Source organism: Bacterioplanes sp. CLAM21 (genome assembly GCF_059641015.1).
Window position 1 is genome coordinate 4,021,895 of the sequence record NZ_CM184929.1, and the last position, 16,230, is coordinate 4,038,124.

Sequence of the window (16,230 nt, forward strand, 5' to 3'; positions counted from 1 at the left end):
ATATCAACTGGTTAAGTAAGGACACGATACGATGAAAACACTGCTGAGTTTATGCCTGTGGCTAACAAGCATGGGCGCCCTCGCTCAAGGTTACCACTATCAGCCAGACACTGATCCAGAAAAACAACTGCAACAAGTCACCCAGTTGGCACAACAGCAACAAAAGCAAATACTGGTTATTTTTGGCTCAGACTGGTGCCCGGATTGTCGTAGTTTTAATAAAAAACTCGCTGAACAGCCATTAGCCAGCACGATTCAGCAGCGCTATGTGGTCATGCATGTCGATATTGGCCGCTGGGACAAAAATATGGCCTTTACCGAACGTTTTGGTGACCCAGTAGGAAAAGGCATTCCATCTATTGCCATTATCGATCAGCAGCACAACGTGCGCTATGTGGCCGAAGGTGGTGAATTTGCTTCCGCTCGCCATTCGAAAGTGACGTCTATTAATGACTGGTTTATAGCTCTGGATAACAGCATGACGAATCCAGAGCCAGTGTCTTTGAGTGATTAACGACCGTTCAGGTCGTTAATTCCCCAGCCAAATTCAGCTGCATGCGCTCACGCACAATATCGACACTGTCATAATGGCTGAGCAGCACCACTAGCTTGCTGTAGCATGCTTCTAGCGTCATATCGCCGCCGGAAATTACGCCGGCGCGCGCCAAGGCAGAGCCACCAGCATAGCTACCCATACTCACGCCACCGTGATCACACTGGCTTAGGTTAACCACCACCACGCCTTGGCTGGTAGCTTTTTCTATTTGCGCCAAAAAAGCCGCCTGCTGCGGTGCATTACCTGCGCCGTAGCTGTGTAAAATTACCGCATCCAGTGGCTGACTAAAAAAATGCTCAACCATAGTTTGAGCAAAACCAGGCGTCAGGGTCAGCACACCAATACGGCAAGATTCGATCGGCGGAACCTGGGGGGCTAAGCCTGGCTTACGTTTTATGTCCTGGATTTTTGGGCCAGAACTGGCATCCATGATCCATACTGGTTCAGCGTTGGGAGCCGTAAATGCGCCTAATGCCACCGACGAGCTTTTGGTGACCCGATTACCCGGCAGTAGCACATGATGAAACAATACATTCACACCGGCACAAGCAGGCTTAGCCGCCAGCATGAGTCCTTCAACAATATGATCATGACCATCGCTATGTGGCTCAGCCAAGGGTAACTGTGAACCGGTAACAATGACGGGTTTGTCCATACCAGGTAATAAAAAAGACAAGGCCGATGCGGTATACGCTAGGGTGTCTGTGCCATGCAGAACCAAAAAACCATCAAAATCGCTGTAGCGATCGCTGATGTCTTTGGCCAGTCGATGCCAATCCGCTGGTTCCATATCGGAAGAATCAAGCAGTGGTGAATATTCGATCAGTTCAAAATCTGGAACACTGGCAGATTGCAGACGTGGCTCTTGCTGTAAACGCTTTGGTAAATAGCCAGCTTCTGGCACCAGCCCTTGCTCGCTAGGCATCATACCTATGGTGCCACCGGTATAAATAATGGCAATGCGCTTGCTATTCACGACCTTACCTCTGCTGCCAAAAATATCATTAATGGCGCAGGAGTATATCATGAGTTTTTTTATCGCTCGTTGAAGCTATCAGGGAGCAGGAGCAATGCAGTCACAGCTACTCAGGCTGCTCTTAACAGGCATAGTGGCTGATCAAAACGACAAGCACCGTGGCTAGATACTTGTCGGTTAAGTTTGCTAGATGGTTAGTTTATGGATTCATCTTCATCGTCGCGCATCGCTTCGTCTAACTGGCTGAGATAAGGTTGAATGGCCGATACATCTTCATCGGGCACCTGTTTAACCTTCTCCATCATATCGATACTGGATTGCAACATCGCCTGCATTTGTTGCTTTTGCTCGGCATTTAAATGAGGAGAGTCATCCATCTGCTTCAGCTGTTCGCGCAAGTCTTCTGGGGTTACCGCCATGGCTGTGGCGCTCATCTGTGTCTTCGCATAGGCCGATACGATCTGTATGGTCGCCTGCGCCCATTGCTCCGGGGACGTAAAACCATGGCCGCTCAGCAGTCCCTTCATATCGTTATACAAACCGGCACGTTTTAGCGGCTCAATAAAATCGCTAACCTCTAATCCCCTGGCATCATCCTGCTCGTCAAAGGCAGCTTCATGTTTATCGCCCCACGCCTTTATGTCCTGCTGTGAGGCCAACCAACGTTCTATCACTGAGGCAGTCAATGCTTCTCCCCATGCTGCCTGACTCAATAGAGAAAACAGCACAATCAATCCAAAAGCTCTCATAGGTTACGTCCTGTTTGGGTCATTAAAGGTGAGCAGTGTAGAGAGATATTGGCAAAAGATCAGTTTTGTTCAAGACCCAGTGCAGCCGAGATTGCATAGTTCGGTCAGATCTATAAAGGAGTCAGAAATGAACACGCCGCTTTACCTGTCTATGGCCAGCTTTGCCCTAGCAGCGTCAATATCGCCAGGCCCCGTCAACCTAGTGACGTTAAGCCTTGGTAGTCAACGTTTACTGGGGAGAGGATTGAGTTTTGTTAGCGGTGCAACCTTAGGCTTTATTGCCTTGTTTGTTGCCACAGGATACGGCCTGCACTCTTTGCTAGAGCGTTTACCTGTGCTCGAAATGGCTTTGCGTTGGGCTGGCATTGCTTTTTTGCTGTACCTGGCTTGGTTGCTGCTGACCAGTGATGGTGAAATTGCACCGAGCCAGCCTGAGTCGGCCCCAGGTTTTTTGACTGGCGCTCTGATGCAATGGCTTAACCCCAAGGCCTGGCTGGCATCAGCGTCCGGTATCGGTGCTTACACGGCCCAAGGCGATAGCGAATTCATTTGGATATTTGCGGCGATTTACTTACCCATTTGCTGGCTCTCGGTGAGCTGCTGGTTACTGGCGGGCTTATGTTTACAGCGCTACGTGCAACGTCCGTCGCTGCTGCGTTGGTTCAACCGGATACTGAGTGTATTACTGGCAGCTAGCTGTGTGGGACTACTGCTCTAGCTATGGTGTTAACACGCTCTAGCGCAAACGCAGAAATTGCCCCGGCGTGGCAGCCGTCAGTTTTTTAAACACCCGCTGAAAATGCGCCTGATCGGTAAAGCCCGTTGCCAGTGCCACATCCGCAATAGCATGACCCTGACGCAATAGCTGCTGTGCTTTATGAATGCGAGCATTAAGCAAATAGGCATGGGGGGCCAACCCAAACTGACGCTTAAACGAACGCACTAAATGCCCTTCACTGCAGCCAGCTAACTGCGCCAAGCTTGCCAGATCGGGGGCTTCGTCATCATTACTGAATTGCAGCCTATCCGCCACAAGCTGCAAGGCAGGTTGATTTTTAGCATCAGTGAACGGCGTTGGCATAGCTAACGATGCTGGCATAACAGGCTGCGACAAACCTGCCATCAAGGACGACAAAAAGTCGATTAAGGACGACTGTTTTTCCATGACAGAGGCCTGATCGTCCATCAGGGTTTCCGCCATATCAACATAGTCAGCAAACCACTGGCTAGGCCCCTTAATAACGGCGGTTTCAATATCTTGCCAGCCAGGGTTTTTGCTAGGAGTCTCACTGGCTGTTAATTCTTGGCGCAAAGCAGTGAGCCAGGAGCAATCGATATACAGCATCCAATATCCCCAGACATCGCTGACTGGATTACAAACATGCACCCAATAAGGATTCATCAAGACCAGATCACCTGTTTGAATATCGAAGCTCTGATCACGGTAATCAAAGGTGCTTTGACCGTTAATAATGGCACCCATCGACCACTGCTCATGATTGTGGGGAGCGTAGCAAACCTGCCGGCCTTCTTTTACCAAACGAAGTTCGGCATGGGGGATGCGCTCATCGCGCCAGAATTGATGCTTATCGGCCATTCGGTTGCCGCCCTTGATTCCTTATTAGCCAGTGCCCAAGGCATCACATGCCACTCTTAACACGTGGATGCCAGCTGTCGACTTGATGGTACCAGCTTAACCGATCGGGCCCAGTTACCTCATTAGTTGCATTATTAACTGCGGAAAAACTAGACATATAGTTCACATACAAACTATATTGGTTCGCATGCAAACCTAAGAGGCCACTATGGATCGTCGATTATTTTTTTTGCTCAACATGGCCCAGCATCGTTTATTCAGCCACGTCGATCGAGCGTGTGAAGAAGCACTGCAGATCAGTGCCACACATTTAGCGGCGCTGATGTACATACAGCAACACCCGGGGTGTTCGCAAATGGACGTAGGGACGGCGCTGCAGTTAAAGAAGCCAGCAGTGTCAGGGCTGATTCAACGTATGGAGCGCAACGGCTTAATAGAACGCTGCAGCCATGAGCAGGATGCTCGGCGAAGCGAGCTGTTTGCCACCAGCAAGGGCCGTGACAAGGTGCAGCAATCAAAACCCTATTTGACCGAGCTCAATGGCATATTTGAACAGCACTTTAGCGAACAAGAAATCGATACCGTGCTGCGGTTTTTCAACTTTATTTTGCGGCGTTTTTAATGCACCAGCGAGCCTGAATGTGGGAGTCATGCCATGAAACAAAGAGTCGATATTCAAACCCAAGCCGGACACAGTCTGGTCGCTCATACCTTTTCCAGCCAGCCAGAAGCCAATCAGCAAGGCGACAGTAAGGGCGTATGTATCATCGCCCCTGCCACAGGCGTGGCCCAGTATCTGTACGATGATTTTGCCCACTGGCTCAGCCAGCAAGGTTTTAACGTCATTACCTTTGATTACGACGGCATGGGGTTATCAATCGGCCGACATGTTAAAGACAGTATCAGTGATAAGCTAAGCTGGGCCAAATACGATTGCCCGGCCGTGATTCAATTTGCCCGTCAACATTACCCGCAACAGCCATTAATTTGGATTGGCCATAGCGTCGGCGGCCATATGCTCGGCATGATGGAAAATTGTCACACCGACTTACTCGATAAAGCCATTACCGTGGCCTCGGGCACAGGCACTTGGTGGTATAACGCCGCACCTACCAAACGTGTCGCCTGGTTTCTGTGGTACGTACTGGTGCCTGTGTTGGTGCCTATTTTTGGCTATTTCCCTGGCAATAAAATAAAAATCATGTGCGATATGCCTAAGGGCGTCATTATGCAATGGCGACGCTGGTGCCTGCATAAAGACTACGCCATAGGCAAAGAAGGCGATTGGCTGCGCCAGCGTTTTGCTGGGGTTAAAACGCCCATTACAGCGATGTCATTCAGCGACGATGACATGATGTCACCAAAAAATATTCAGCGCCTACACCATAGCTTTTCCCAGGCTCCGCAAACCCATATTCATATTCGCCCACAGGATGTTGAGCAAAAGTCTATTCGTCATATTGGCTGGCACAAAGAGCGTTACCGACAATTATGGGAGCGCTACTTTGCTCCTGTGCTGTCGGCCGATAGCACACATCACTGACTTTTCTTCCCCAGGATATGGCGCAGCAAAGTGGCGATGGTTTAATGGCAAGCCGACACCGAACTGACATATTCGATCTTTAAAGTTCGTTGCTCAATTGACCAAATGGACACATTTTTATGTACCCGCGCACCCTAGCACTCACCATGGTCGCCCTACTGGCGGCCTGTGGCAGCGACAATGATGACAACGCCAACAGCGCCACCGTTACTTTACGAGTGATGGAAACCACAGATATTCACGCCAATGTCATGCACCATAACTATTACACCGGAGCACAAGACATCCAGGTTGGCTTAACTAAAACCGCCAGCCTGATCCGCCAAGCTCGCGCCGAAGTCAGCAATAGCGTATTGGTTGATAATGGTGACTTATTGCAAGGCAGCCCATTGGGAGATTATTTCGCCAAGATTGATGTACTACAGGACAATCAAGTGCATCCCGTCTACAAGGCAATGAACTTGCTCGATTATGACGTGGCCAACATTGGCAATCACGAATTTAACTTCGGCTTAGATTTTCTGGCTCAAGCGTTAGACGATGCCCAATTTCCTTATATTTCTGCCAACGTTTTTCACGCCGACAAGCCCGATCAGCCCTACTTTGAGCCCTATGTGATACAAGCCAAAACGGTATTGGACGATAGCGGTAAGTCGCACACGCTGAATATTGGTTACATTGGCTTTGTACCACCGCAAATCATGCAGTGGGATAAAGCCAACTTAGAAGGGAAGGTGATTGCCAAAGACATAGTCGACATGGCAGAGCATTATGTGCCGCAAATGAAAGCCGCCGGTGCCGATCTAATCATTGCCATCCCTCATTCAGGTCTGGATAGCACCAACCGCAGCGGCGGCGATGAAAATGCCAGTTATTATCTGGCGCAAGTGGAGGGCATCGATGCCATTTTATTTGGCCATGCCCACAGCACCTTCCCGGGTAATAGCCGATACGATGAGCTAGCAGGCGTTGATAATGAAAAAGGCACCATTCTCGACGTACCAGCCATCATGCCCGGTTTTTGGGGAAATCATTTAGGCTACATAGACCTAACCCTGGAGAAAAATGCACAAAACCAGTGGTCGGTGATTGATAGCGAGTCGGTATTAAAGCCTATTTATGAAAAACAAGACGGCCAAAGCATTGCTTTAGTTGACGCCGACAGCGCTGTCATGGAAGCCGTGGCCGACGACCATAACAAAGTGGTGCAGTGGGTCAGTGAACCATTCGCCAAAGTCTCTGCACCTATTCATAGCTTTTTTGCCCTGGTACAAGACGATCCATCGATTCAAGTCGTGACCGATGCACAGCGCGCGTATACCCAAAAAATCATCACTGGCACTGAGCTGGACGGGCTACCGCTGTTATCCGTCGGCGCACCTTTTCGTTCTGGCCGCGGCGGTGTTAGCGACTACACCTACCTACAAGCCGGTGACGTGTCCTATGGTAATGTTGCAGATTTGTATATTTATCCCAACACATTAAAAGTACTGCAGTTGACTGGCGCTGAAGTCAAAGAATGGCTAGAAATGTCGGCAGGCCAGTTTAACCAAATTGAGCCCGGCAGTAGCGACCAACTGCTTATTAATAGCGATTTCCCCAGTTTTAACTTCGACGTGATTGATGGCATTCAGTATCAAATTGACGTTACTCAACCGGCTCGCTACAGCCCTAGCGGGGGCGATACGCCCGTTAGTCAAACTGAGCGGATTGTGAACTTGACCTATCAAGGCAAGCCCATCGACCTGGAGCAACAGTTTTTGCTGGTTTCAAATAACTACCGCGCCAGTGGCGGTGGCAAGTTTCCCAACGTCAATGCCAGTCGCATTGTGATTGATGCTCCTGATGAAAACCGCCAAACCGTAGCGAACTATCTGATCGAAGAAACGCAAAAGAACCCCACCACAGGTTTTGACCCTTCTGCTGATAACAACTGGCAGTTTAAGCCTGTGGCCGATACTCGAGTTCGTATCCTAAGCTCCGCCAGCGACGCCGCCCAAGCATTTGCCCAGCAAGCCGGCATTGCTTATCTGGGCACCAGTGATGAGGGCTACGGCATCTACGAGATAAATTTAAGCCAGCCTTAACACTCGATGCTATGAGCGAGCCACTAGGCTCGCTCTTTGCTAAAAGCGATACTGAGCAGATGTAATAAACTGGTTCATCGACTCACACCAAACAATCACAGTGCTGTAGTGCTCAATGTCGATACCATTCAGTTCAATATCAAAGCCGTCGAAACTGCGCACATCACCGGCGCTAAGCATGCGCTGTTTTAAACGCAAAAAGTCGGCTTCGGTTTCAATAAATTCAGGTGAAAAATACAAGCGATAATCAGGCCCCGGCGATAGTGAACCTTGAAACGACACAAAATCACTGCCGACCAACACCCGGCCTTGGCCACGATGTAAAAAATCACTGTCTTGGCGCTGATGATCAAACTCCGTGCGATACACAGCCTGCTGCTCACGTTGCTGCCAAACTGTGGCGCTAGGTGCGGGTTTGGCGGTTAAAATCGGCAGTGTATAGATGCCCGCAGCAAAACCCAGTATCGCCACTAGGCCATGGCTAAGCAGCAAAGCCAGAAGTTTGTTAAACATGATGTGCTCCCATACGTAGACCCTTGCTAAGTCGCCCTAGACTGACATTTCTTACAGGCTAATCACCATTGCCCAACACTGAACGTAAAAACACATGCTGATCGCAGCCCGGCGCGGGAATAAACAGCGCCGTTGGCCGGCCGCGTCCGCCTTCTGGTATGCCTTCACCAACCTCCTGCAACACTCCGGCATGGCTAATGCGACGACGAAACGATTTTTTCTCCAAGGTTTTATCCAGCAACAGTTCAAATGCTTGCTGCAGCTGAGTCAGGGAAAAAGGCGCGCTGACCAGGTGTAACGGCAACGCCGTGTAGGCGGTTTTATTTTTTAGTCGAGTTCTTGCCTGCTGCAACAAACTGGCATGATCAAACGCCAGATCGAGGCTCGCCACTTGCTCCCAAGGCCACCACTGCACATCATCCACACTGTCGACAAAGGATGCCGTTGGTGCATGGGCAATTAAGGCCATATACAAGGTGGTGACCGACCAACCACGAGGGTCGCGTGTGGCGTTGCCAACGCTGCCCACCTGCTCCAGCCAGGGCGCACTCACGGCCGTTTTCGACAGCAGTTTACGCTTGGCTGTGATTTCAATAGAGGCATCTTCGTGCACGTCAACAAAACCACCCGGCAAGGCCCACTTGCCCTGCTCAGGTGGTTGAGCACGGCGCACTAATAATATCTGCAGCTGCCCTTGATGCAGGGTAAATATGGCTACATCCACGGTAAAAATCGGTCCGTCGTAGCGCTTAGCGTCGTAGTCGGCTAAAAACGTCTGCTCATCCGCTGCTGTCATTATCGCCCCACTATAGAGATTAATTTATTTTATTGGCATATAGCCAATAACTGTAGCATAGTCGGCAGCGTAACGGGCGGGATAGACCTACCCATCATCTACCACGGCAAGGAGCTTGCTGTATGCAACGAGAATTTGATTTTGCGGTATTTATCGGCCGCTTTCAGCCATTTCACCAAGGCCATCTGCACGTTATTCGCCAGGGACTAGCACAAGCCAATACCTTAATTGTACTGATCGGCTCAGCCTGGCAGGCAAGAAGTTTAAGAAACCCGTGGCTGCACGCAGAACGTGAGCAAATGATTCGTGCTTGTCTCAGTGAGCAAGACAATCAGCGGCTCATTTGTTTGCCGCTAATGGATGTGCCCTATAACGACGAGCTGTGGGTGCGCAATGTGCAAACCACGGTATCTGGCTTAGTGACCGCCCACCATGCCGTGCCTCACCAAGCGCCGTCCATTGCCTTAATTGGCCATCAAAAAGACCACACTGGTTTTTATCTCAACCTGTTTCCGCAGTGGAGCAGCCTGGCGGTTGATAACTTGCAGGGCATCAGTGCGACACCGATTCGTGAGCAGTTTTTTAGCCAAGCCGATAGCTTGGCCCAGCACCAAGCTGAACTGCCCGAAGCCGTTTGCCAGTGGTTGGCGGACTTTGCTCAGCAGCATGCGGGTTATCAACAAATTGCCGAAGAACTGGCATTTGTGCAGCGCTATCAGCAAGCCTGGCAAGCAGCGCCCTACGCGCCCACCTTTGTCACCGTCGATGCGGTGTTGGTGCAGTCGGGTCATATCTTATTGGTGCAGCGCCGGGCCAGTCCGGGCAAAGGCTTATGGGCCTTGCCTGGCGGTTTTGTCGATCCGCACGAGCGCCTGCTGGATGCCTGCCTAAGAGAATTGCGTGAAGAAACCCGGTTAAAGGTGCCGGCGCCGGTTTTAAAAGGCTCGATTCGCCGCCAAGCGGTATTCGATGATCCACATCGATCTGCTCGTGGACGCACCATTACCCATGCCTTTCATATTGAGCTGGCCCCCAGCGCCACCTTACCCAAGGTAAAAGGCGGCGACGACGCCCGCCAGGCACGCTGGCTGGCACTGGGCGATATCAAACCGCAAGACATGTTTGAAGACCATTATTTCATTATTCAGGACATGCTAGGCACCGCCTAAGCGTTTAGCCTGAACGGCCTCAACATTAACACTTGACCATATAGTGGCTTAATGCCACTATATGGTCATCGGCGACGGGAATCGTGCGCTGAAGCAGCCAGCAATGGCTAACCAAGGCAGCAATGGACAGACCACGCTGCAGCAACCACGACAGGAGGAACTCCGTCATGATTAACCTGATCTTAAATACCGACTCGTATAAAACCTCTCATTACCAACAATATCCGCCAGCGACTGAAGTGGTTTCCAGTTATATCGAATCACGGGGTGGGCGCTATTCAGAGACGGTATTTTTTGGCTTGCAAGCCTTTATCAAAGCCTATTTATCGACCCCACTTAGCAGTGCTGATATCGACCAGGCCGAATCGCTGTTACAGGCCCATGGTGTGCCTTTTAATCGCGCTGGCTGGCAATACATTGTTGAGAAACATAATGGCTATTTGCCGGTGGAAATTGAGGCTGTGCCAGAAGGTACCCAAGTACCCGCTGGCAACGTTATGCTGCAAATCAAAAATACCGATCCGCAGTGCGCCTGGTTAACCAGTTATCTAGAAACTGCATTGCTGCGCGCCATCTGGTATCCGAGCACAGTGGCGACGGTTTCTAAGGCCTGTAAAAACATTATCCAACGCTATTTGCACGACACCGCCGATAATTGCGATAGCTTGCCCTTTAAGTTGCATGACTTTGGCGCCCGCGGAGCCAGCTCTGAAGAAACTGCCGCATTAGGTGGTATGGCGCACCTCATTCATTTTTTGGGCTCAGACACCTTGTCGGCTCTGGTGGCGGCACAGCGTTTTTATGCGGCCGAGACGGCGGGGTTTTCGATACCGGCGGCGGAGCACAGCACCATCACCAGTTGGGGCAAAGACGGCGAGTGCGCCGCCTACGCCAACATGCTCGATCAGTTCGGCGGCGACGGGCGCTTGCTCGCCGTCGTTAGTGACTCCTACGACCTTTGGCATGCCATCGAGCAGTTATGGGGCAAAGAATTAAAAACCCGGGTTGAGCAAATGGGCGGCACCCTGGTCATTCGGCCCGACTCAGGAGACCCGGTAAGCGTCGTGACTGAAACCATCGAGCGCTTAATGGCTATTTTTGGCAGCCATATCAACACTCGTGGTTATCGAGTATTGCCAGATTACCTGCGTGTTATTCAGGGCGATGGCATCAGTGTGCAAAGCATTGAAAACATTTTGGCGGCACTAAAAGAACGCGGTATCAGCGCTGAAAATGTTGCCTTTGGCATGGGGGCAGAGCTGCTGCAAAAGGTCAATCGCGATACCCTAAAATTCGCTATGAAGGCCTCGGCCATTCAAATTAACGGCCATTGGCACGACATTTATAAAGATCCAGTGACCGATCCGGGCAAACGCTCTAAACGAGGACGTTTAGCCTTAATCGCCACCGAGCAAGGTGTAAAAACCATTCGCGAAGATGATCTCGGCAATGCCAGCAATCTATTACACACCGTGTTTCGTAATGGGCAGCTGCTAAAAGAATGGTCCTTTGAGCAAGTGCGCCAACATGCTGAGCTAGATAATCCAGTGCCCGCTCTGGATCGCTAGTAACAGCACCACGCTTGGCAATTGCACCGTCAGTTGGTAACAATGGCAGCATATTCACGGCAAGCCGATGTTTATGCTGCGTATTAATCAACTGAATAAAAGTTTTGATCAGCCCGACGGCAAGGTCAGCGTGTTGCAGCAAGCATCGCTGCAGCTGGCAGCTGGCCAATCGGCGGCGCTGCTGGGCGAAAGCGGCAGCGGTAAAAGCACACTATTGCACTTAATTGCTGGTTTAGATCGCGCCGATGGCGGTGAAATTTGGCTGCAACAGCAACCACTGCATCAGTTTAGTGATGAGCAATTTAATCAACTGCGCCGCACTCAGCTCAGCCTGATTTTTCAGCAATATCATCTGGTCCCGACCCTCACTGTGTTCGATAACCTGTCTCTGCAAGCGCGTTTAAGCGGCCACCTTGACGATGACTTTCGACAGCACCTCATTGCAACACTTGGCTTAGCGCCGCTATTAAAACGCTTGCCGCAGCAGCTGTCCGGAGGTCAACAACAGCGCGTAGCCATCGCCCGCAGCCTGCTGCACCGCCCTGCTTTGGTATTGGCCGATGAACCCACCGGCAATCTGGATGAAAACACCAGCCAGCAAGTGATGCAGCTGCTAAGCCGCCTGGTGCGCGATAACGGCAGCAGTTTATTGATGGTCACCCACAGCCCCGCCATGGCCGCCTATTGCGACCACAGCTGGCGCCTGCACCATGGCCGTTTACACGCCGAGCCATCAGCGTGAAGCCGTTTTTATGAGGTCGCAGTTATGAGGTCGCTGTTATGGAGCTGGCTAACACTGCTTAGCCATTACCGCCGCCACCCCAGCCAAACGCTGTTTTTACTGCTCGGCCTGATTACCGGCGTGGCCTTGTGGTCGGCAGTGCACATCATTAATGCCCATGCCCGTGCTAGCTATGCCGAGGCCGACCAGCTGCTCGATGCTCAGGCCAGCCATTGGATTCAATCGCCCCAAGGCCGGGTCGATTTAAACGATTATGTCGCCCTGCGCCGCGCTGGATTTCGCCAAGTCTACCCAGTGTTAGAGCTGCGTTTGAGCACACCAGACAACCAACCGCTTACACTAATCGCCACGGATTTAATGGCCATGGATGCCAGCCGCACTAATCCAACGGAAGAGCAAGGCAACAACCACGTCGATATCCGCGCCTGGTCAAAACTGAGCCAGCCGCCGTACGCCGTGTGGGTGCCCGCCAGTCTGGCCAACTCGCTGACACTGCAGGCCGGGCAGCGCTTAACCTTACGTGATGGTCGCCAGCTGCCACCGGCCGTGATTGATAGCCAACCACGCCAAGGCCAACGCCTATTTATGGACATAGGTGCGGCTGCCATCACCTTGGGCGAAACCCATCTCAGCTATTTGGCCGTTGGTGCTATTAATCCCGCCGAACTTAAGCGGCTGGATCAATGGCTTACTCAATACGCCCCCCAGCTCAAACGTCGCAGCAATCAGCAACCATTAGATTTAACCGAGCTGACCGCCAGCTTGCACATTCACCTCAACGCCATGAGTTTGCTGGCCTTTGCCGTTGGCCTGTTTATCGTGTTTAACGCCGTGCGCTTTGCCCTGCACAGCCGCGCCAGCACATTGACCACATTGCGTGAACTGGGAGTGAGCGCCCGCACACTTACTAGCGCCATTGTGCTGGAGGGTTTTACCCTGAGCTTAATCGGCACCGCACTGGGGCTAGCTGCGGGCTTTGGCCTGAGCCAATTATTACTGCCCGCCGTCGCTGCAACTCTGCAACATCTTTATGGCGCCGTGTTGGATCAGCGTTTATTGCTACAGCCTCAGGTATTGCTGCAGGCCTGGCTGCTCACCTGTGTTGGGCTATTGATGGCCCTGGTATGGCCGCTGTGGCAGCGCAGCCGCCAGGGCGTGCTGGCGCAGCGCCAAGGCATAGACTTGCTGCAGCAAGAACAGCGTAATCAACGCCGCTTGGCCATCAGCGCCGTGGTTTTGCTGGCAGTGGCGCTATTGTCTTACCCTTGGCTTAATTCACTCGCTCATGGTTTTGCCTTGTTGGCGGCACTGTTATTTGCGGGCGCCTGGCTGTTGCCCTGGCTGGCAAGCCAGTGTCTGCATTGGCTCAGCCAAAACGCCAAGCCTGGGCTGGCGCAATGGTGTTGGGCAGAAGGGCAAGTTCAGCTAGGGCCATTGCGCCCGGCGCTGATGGCCATGCTGCTGGCGCTCACCGCTAACTTTGGCGTCGATAATCTGGTCGGCTCGTTTCGCCAAGCGTTGGATAACTGGTTGCAGCAACGCATTGCTGCCGATGTCTACGTGCAAAGCGAGCAGCTCGATGCCCACCAACTCAGCCAACATGCTTGGCTAGAGCACAGCCATCAGCGCAATGGTTTGAGCCTGCGCTGGCAAGACCGCCCGACTCTGATTCGCGGCCTCGACCCCAGCGCACCCGATGTACAACAGCTGCCCATGGCCAGCCAGAGTTATCCACCCAATCAGAATTATCCACACGGCGGAGCTGCCTGGCCTGACGACGGCATTTTGGCCAATGAGCAAGTGCAACACCTAGCCGGTAAACAGCTCGGCGATGTTATTTATTTGCCGCTTGGCAATGGTGAGCAACAGCGCTTTACCCTTGCCGGTTTTTACTACGATTATGGCAACCCCTATTTTCAGTTTTATCTGCCTTATCAGCGCGTGGCACAGCTGTGGCCGAATGCACATCCTCAAGGGCTGGCACTGTGGTTAAGCGAAGACGCCAATATGACTGAAGTAGAACAGGCGTTAGTCGAAGCCGGTGCACAACCCGGTGACTGGATCGATCGCCGCGCCATATTGCAGTTGTCGCTGCGGATTTTTGATCGCACCTTTGCCATGACGGCCGCCATCAATACCCTAACCTTTGCCGTCGCCGGCATCGCCTTATTGGCCGCCTTGCTCGCTATTCACCAGCAGCGTTTACCGCACTATGCCCACTGGCGTGCTATGGGAGTAAGTTGGCGTGAGTGGCTACAACTCACGGCGGTGCCATTGGCACTGTGTTTAATGCTCACCTGGGCGCTGTCCATTCCCCTCGGCAGTGCGCTGGCTTGGTTACTGATTCATGACATCAACGTGTTGTCGTTTGGTTGGACCATGCCGCTGCAATGGCAAGGCCGACCTGCGCTGCTGCTGGCATTGCTGTGTTTGGGCGTGACCGTCATCGCCTTTGCCATCGCCGCCTTGCAAGTGCGCCAGCGCTTACCGTATGCGTTAAAGCAATTGAGGGCCGACGAATGAAGCAGTGGTTTTGCTCAGTACCAGTGCTGGCGCTATTGCTATTGGCCGGGCCTAGCTATGGCGAGCAGGCAAATGACGTTTATCAGGTGTTGCGCGATGGCGACGGTGCCGCCCAGTTTGCTCCGGTACTCCCGGGCTATACATTAGCTTTCCCAAAAGATCACGGCCCCCACCCGGATTTTCGTATTGAGTGGTGGTACTTAACCGCCAACCTCGAGGGCGCCAACGGCCAGCATTATGGTGTGCACTTTACTCTTTTTCGCCAGGCGCTGTTTGCTCAGGAACGGGTTGCTCAAGAACAGGTTGCTCAGGAACAGGTTCTCCAAGTACAGGCTTCCGCGAACCAGAGCCTGGAAAAAGCTTCGCCTTGGGCCAGTCGCCAAAGTTGGATGGCACACGCCGCCATTAGCCAAGGCGATAAACACCTGTACGAAGAACGCTTTGCTCGCGGCGGCATCGGTCAGGCCGGTGTGCAAACAGAACCTGTGTTTGACGCTTGGCTGGACGACTGGCAGTGGCTAGGAGATGGCCCGTCACCGCTACCAGGTAGGTTAACGGTCAGTATTCAGGGTCAACCGCTAACACTGCAACTGAGCAGCAATCAGCCTTGGGTATTGCACGGTGAGCAAGGCTTTAGCCAAAAATCCGAGCAAGGTCAGGCCAGTTATTATTACAGCCAGCCCAGCATCAATATTGTTGGCCAGTGGCAGACCAGTTCTGGCGATAGCGTCGCATTAACTGGCCAGGGTTGGCTCGATCGCGAATGGAGCTCACAGCCGTTGGCGCAAAATCAAAGCGGTTGGGATTGGTTTTCACTGCAACTGGCAGACGGCCATAAACTGATGGTCTTTCGTCTACACCACAGCGACACGAAGCAGCATTATTACTCCGGCAGCTGGATCACGCCCGAGCATCAGGTCACGCCATTAAATAGCGATGATATTCAACTAACGCCCACTGGCTTTGACGTCATTGATACCGCACAAGGCGAAAAGCGCATTGCTACCGGTTGGCAATTGTCATTGCCAACGTTAAATCGCCAGTGGCAAATTAAAGCCCGCTCCGCCAATGCCTGGCTCGATACTTTATTCCCCTACTGGGAAGGCCCCGTACAGGTGTTCGACCAGCAACAGGCTGTAGGCGTCGGTTATTTGGAGATGACAGGCTACTGACAAACCCTCACACGGTTTAAGGTACAGGTGTTCGACCAGCAGCAGGCCGTAGGCGTCGGTTATTTGGAAATGACCGGCCACTGACAAACCCTCACACGGTTTAAGGGACAGCTGTTCGACCAGCAACAGGCCGTAGGCGTCGGTTATTTGGAAATGACGGGTTAACCAGATGACAAACCTTCACACGGTTTAAGAGAGCGAGCTGGCCAGCTGTGATAGCATCAATGGCTGATATTTAT

Annotated in this window: 16 protein-coding genes; 10 read left to right on the forward strand and 6 right to left on the reverse strand. The window is 52.1% G+C overall.

The genetic code is table 11. From position 1 onward, the window contains the following. Positions 1 to 31: 31 nt before the first annotated feature. Positions 32 to 514, forward strand: coding sequence for a thioredoxin family protein (locus tag AC55FS_RS18370; RefSeq protein WP_496933749.1), 483 nt, complete (start codon positions 32 to 34; stop codon positions 512 to 514). 7 nt (positions 515 to 521) lie between these two features. Here AC55FS_RS18370 and AC55FS_RS18375 read toward each other — a convergent pair whose 3' ends face one another. Then, positions 522 to 1,532: a type I asparaginase gene (locus tag AC55FS_RS18375; RefSeq protein WP_496933750.1), complete on the reverse strand. Its 1,011-nt coding sequence runs from the start codon at positions 1,530 to 1,532 to the stop codon at positions 522 to 524. Positions 1,533 to 1,726: 194 nt separating this feature from the next. Beyond that, the gene (locus tag AC55FS_RS18380) at positions 1,727 to 2,281 is read right to left on the reverse strand and encodes a hypothetical protein (RefSeq protein ID WP_496933751.1); all 555 of its coding nucleotides are present in this window, start codon (positions 2,279 to 2,281) and stop codon (positions 1,727 to 1,729) included. Positions 2,282 to 2,408: 127 nt separating this feature from the next. On the opposite strand from AC55FS_RS18380, the gene AC55FS_RS18385 reads away from it, so the two are divergent. Further along, positions 2,409 to 2,999 carry a LysE family translocator gene (locus AC55FS_RS18385; RefSeq protein WP_496933752.1) on the forward strand — a complete coding sequence of 197 codons (591 nt, stop codon included), beginning with the start codon at positions 2,409 to 2,411 and terminating at the stop codon, positions 2,997 to 2,999. Positions 3,000 to 3,017: 18 nt separating this feature from the next. Here AC55FS_RS18385 and AC55FS_RS18390 read toward each other — a convergent pair whose 3' ends face one another. Next, a complete protein-coding gene (locus tag AC55FS_RS18390; protein WP_496933753.1) occupies positions 3,018 to 3,878 on the reverse strand; it encodes an AraC family transcriptional regulator in 861 nt (286 codons plus the stop codon). A 208-nt stretch (positions 3,879 to 4,086) separates the two neighbouring features. On the opposite strand from AC55FS_RS18390, the gene AC55FS_RS18395 reads away from it, so the two are divergent. The 3 genes from AC55FS_RS18395 (at position 4,087) to AC55FS_RS18405 (ending at position 7,508) form a co-directional block, all read left to right on the forward strand. Further along, positions 4,087 to 4,500, forward strand: coding sequence for a MarR family winged helix-turn-helix transcriptional regulator (locus tag AC55FS_RS18395; RefSeq protein ID WP_496933754.1), 414 nt, complete (start codon positions 4,087 to 4,089; stop codon positions 4,498 to 4,500). 33 nt (positions 4,501 to 4,533) lie between these two features. Beyond that, positions 4,534 to 5,421: an alpha/beta hydrolase family protein gene (locus AC55FS_RS18400; RefSeq protein WP_496933755.1), complete on the forward strand. Its 888-nt coding sequence runs from the start codon at positions 4,534 to 4,536 to the stop codon at positions 5,419 to 5,421. Positions 5,422 to 5,540: 119 nt separating this feature from the next. Further along, a complete protein-coding gene (locus AC55FS_RS18405) occupies positions 5,541 to 7,508 on the forward strand; it encodes a bifunctional 2',3'-cyclic-nucleotide 2'-phosphodiesterase/3'-nucleotidase (RefSeq protein WP_496933756.1) in 1,968 nt (655 codons plus the stop codon). 39 nt (positions 7,509 to 7,547) lie between these two features. Here the strand turns inward: AC55FS_RS18405 and AC55FS_RS18410 are convergent, their stop codons facing one another. Together AC55FS_RS18410 and AC55FS_RS18415 are read right to left on the reverse strand one after the other, a co-directional pair. Beyond that, positions 7,548 to 8,021, reverse strand: a complete 474-nt coding sequence (locus tag AC55FS_RS18410) for a DM13 domain-containing protein (protein WP_496933757.1) — start codon at positions 8,019 to 8,021, stop codon at positions 7,548 to 7,550. Between the two features lie 58 nt (positions 8,022 to 8,079). Then, positions 8,080 to 8,817: an NUDIX hydrolase gene (locus tag AC55FS_RS18415; RefSeq protein WP_496933758.1), complete on the reverse strand. Its 738-nt coding sequence runs from the start codon at positions 8,815 to 8,817 to the stop codon at positions 8,080 to 8,082. A gap of 122 nt (positions 8,818 to 8,939) precedes the next feature. On the opposite strand from AC55FS_RS18415, the gene AC55FS_RS18420 reads away from it, so the two are divergent. Next, entirely contained in the window at positions 8,940 to 9,986 is a 1,047-nt protein-coding gene (locus tag AC55FS_RS18420; RefSeq protein WP_496933759.1) for a bifunctional nicotinamide-nucleotide adenylyltransferase/Nudix hydroxylase, read from the forward strand. Positions 9,987 to 10,011: 25 nt separating this feature from the next. On the opposite strand, the gene AC55FS_RS18425 is transcribed toward AC55FS_RS18420, so the two are convergent. Continuing rightward, positions 10,012 to 10,155 carry a hypothetical protein gene (locus tag AC55FS_RS18425; RefSeq protein WP_496933760.1) on the reverse strand — a complete coding sequence of 48 codons (144 nt, stop codon included), beginning with the start codon at positions 10,153 to 10,155 and terminating at the stop codon, positions 10,012 to 10,014. Between AC55FS_RS18425 and AC55FS_RS18430 the strand changes: the two genes are divergently transcribed. The 4 genes from AC55FS_RS18430 (at position 10,154) to AC55FS_RS18445 (ending at position 15,991) form a co-directional block, all read left to right on the forward strand. Continuing rightward, positions 10,154 to 11,554 carry a nicotinate phosphoribosyltransferase gene (locus AC55FS_RS18430; protein WP_496933761.1) on the forward strand — a complete coding sequence of 467 codons (1,401 nt, stop codon included), beginning with the start codon at positions 10,154 to 10,156 and terminating at the stop codon, positions 11,552 to 11,554. The genes AC55FS_RS18425 and AC55FS_RS18430 overlap by 2 nt on opposite strands. A 73-nt stretch (positions 11,555 to 11,627) precedes the next feature. Beyond that, the gene (locus AC55FS_RS18435; protein ID WP_496933762.1) at positions 11,628 to 12,296 is read left to right on the forward strand and encodes an ABC transporter ATP-binding protein; all 669 of its coding nucleotides are present in this window, start codon (positions 11,628 to 11,630) and stop codon (positions 12,294 to 12,296) included. 24 nt (positions 12,297 to 12,320) lie between these two features. After that, entirely contained in the window at positions 12,321 to 14,819 is a 2,499-nt protein-coding gene (locus tag AC55FS_RS18440; RefSeq protein WP_496933763.1) for an ABC transporter permease, read from the forward strand. After that, entirely contained in the window at positions 14,816 to 15,991 is a 1,176-nt protein-coding gene (locus AC55FS_RS18445; RefSeq protein WP_496933764.1) for a lipocalin-like domain-containing protein, read from the forward strand. The genes AC55FS_RS18440 and AC55FS_RS18445 overlap by 4 nt, the downstream gene beginning before the upstream one ends. Positions 15,992 to 16,230: the final 239 nt, after the last annotated feature.

Excerpts from the sequence above, each read along its gene's own strand:
- AC55FS_RS18445 (WP_496933764.1), top strand. The coding sequence starts at position 14,816 with ATGAAGCAGTGGTTTTGCTCAGTACCAGTGCTGGCGCTATTGCTATTG.
- AC55FS_RS18400 (WP_496933755.1), top strand. The coding sequence starts at position 4,534 with ATGAAACAAAGAGTCGATATTCAAACCCAAGCCGGACACAGTCTGGTC.
- AC55FS_RS18405 (WP_496933756.1), top strand. The coding sequence starts at position 5,541 with ATGTACCCGCGCACCCTAGCACTCACCATGGTCGCCCTACTGGCGGCC.
- AC55FS_RS18395 (WP_496933754.1), top strand. The coding sequence starts at position 4,087 with ATGGATCGTCGATTATTTTTTTTGCTCAACATGGCCCAGCATCGTTTA.
- AC55FS_RS18390 (WP_496933753.1), bottom strand. The coding sequence starts at position 3,878 with ATGGCCGATAAGCATCAATTCTGGCGCGATGAGCGCATCCCCCATGCC.
- AC55FS_RS18430 (WP_496933761.1), top strand. The coding sequence starts at position 10,154 with ATGATTAACCTGATCTTAAATACCGACTCGTATAAAACCTCTCATTAC.
- AC55FS_RS18415 (WP_496933758.1), bottom strand. The coding sequence starts at position 8,817 with ATGACAGCAGCGGATGAGCAGACGTTTTTAGCCGACTACGACGCTAAG.
- AC55FS_RS18440 (WP_496933763.1), top strand. The coding sequence starts at position 12,321 with ATGAGGTCGCTGTTATGGAGCTGGCTAACACTGCTTAGCCATTACCGC.
- AC55FS_RS18410 (WP_496933757.1), bottom strand. The coding sequence starts at position 8,021 with ATGTTTAACAAACTTCTGGCTTTGCTGCTTAGCCATGGCCTAGTGGCG.
- AC55FS_RS18370 (WP_496933749.1), top strand. The coding sequence starts at position 32 with ATGAAAACACTGCTGAGTTTATGCCTGTGGCTAACAAGCATGGGCGCC.
- AC55FS_RS18420 (WP_496933759.1), top strand. The coding sequence starts at position 8,940 with ATGCAACGAGAATTTGATTTTGCGGTATTTATCGGCCGCTTTCAGCCA.
- AC55FS_RS18425 (WP_496933760.1), bottom strand. The coding sequence starts at position 10,155 with ATGACGGAGTTCCTCCTGTCGTGGTTGCTGCAGCGTGGTCTGTCCATT.
- AC55FS_RS18380 (WP_496933751.1), bottom strand. The coding sequence starts at position 2,281 with ATGAGAGCTTTTGGATTGATTGTGCTGTTTTCTCTATTGAGTCAGGCA.
- AC55FS_RS18385 (WP_496933752.1), top strand. The coding sequence starts at position 2,409 with ATGAACACGCCGCTTTACCTGTCTATGGCCAGCTTTGCCCTAGCAGCG.
- AC55FS_RS18435 (WP_496933762.1), top strand. The coding sequence starts at position 11,628 with ATGCTGCGTATTAATCAACTGAATAAAAGTTTTGATCAGCCCGACGGC.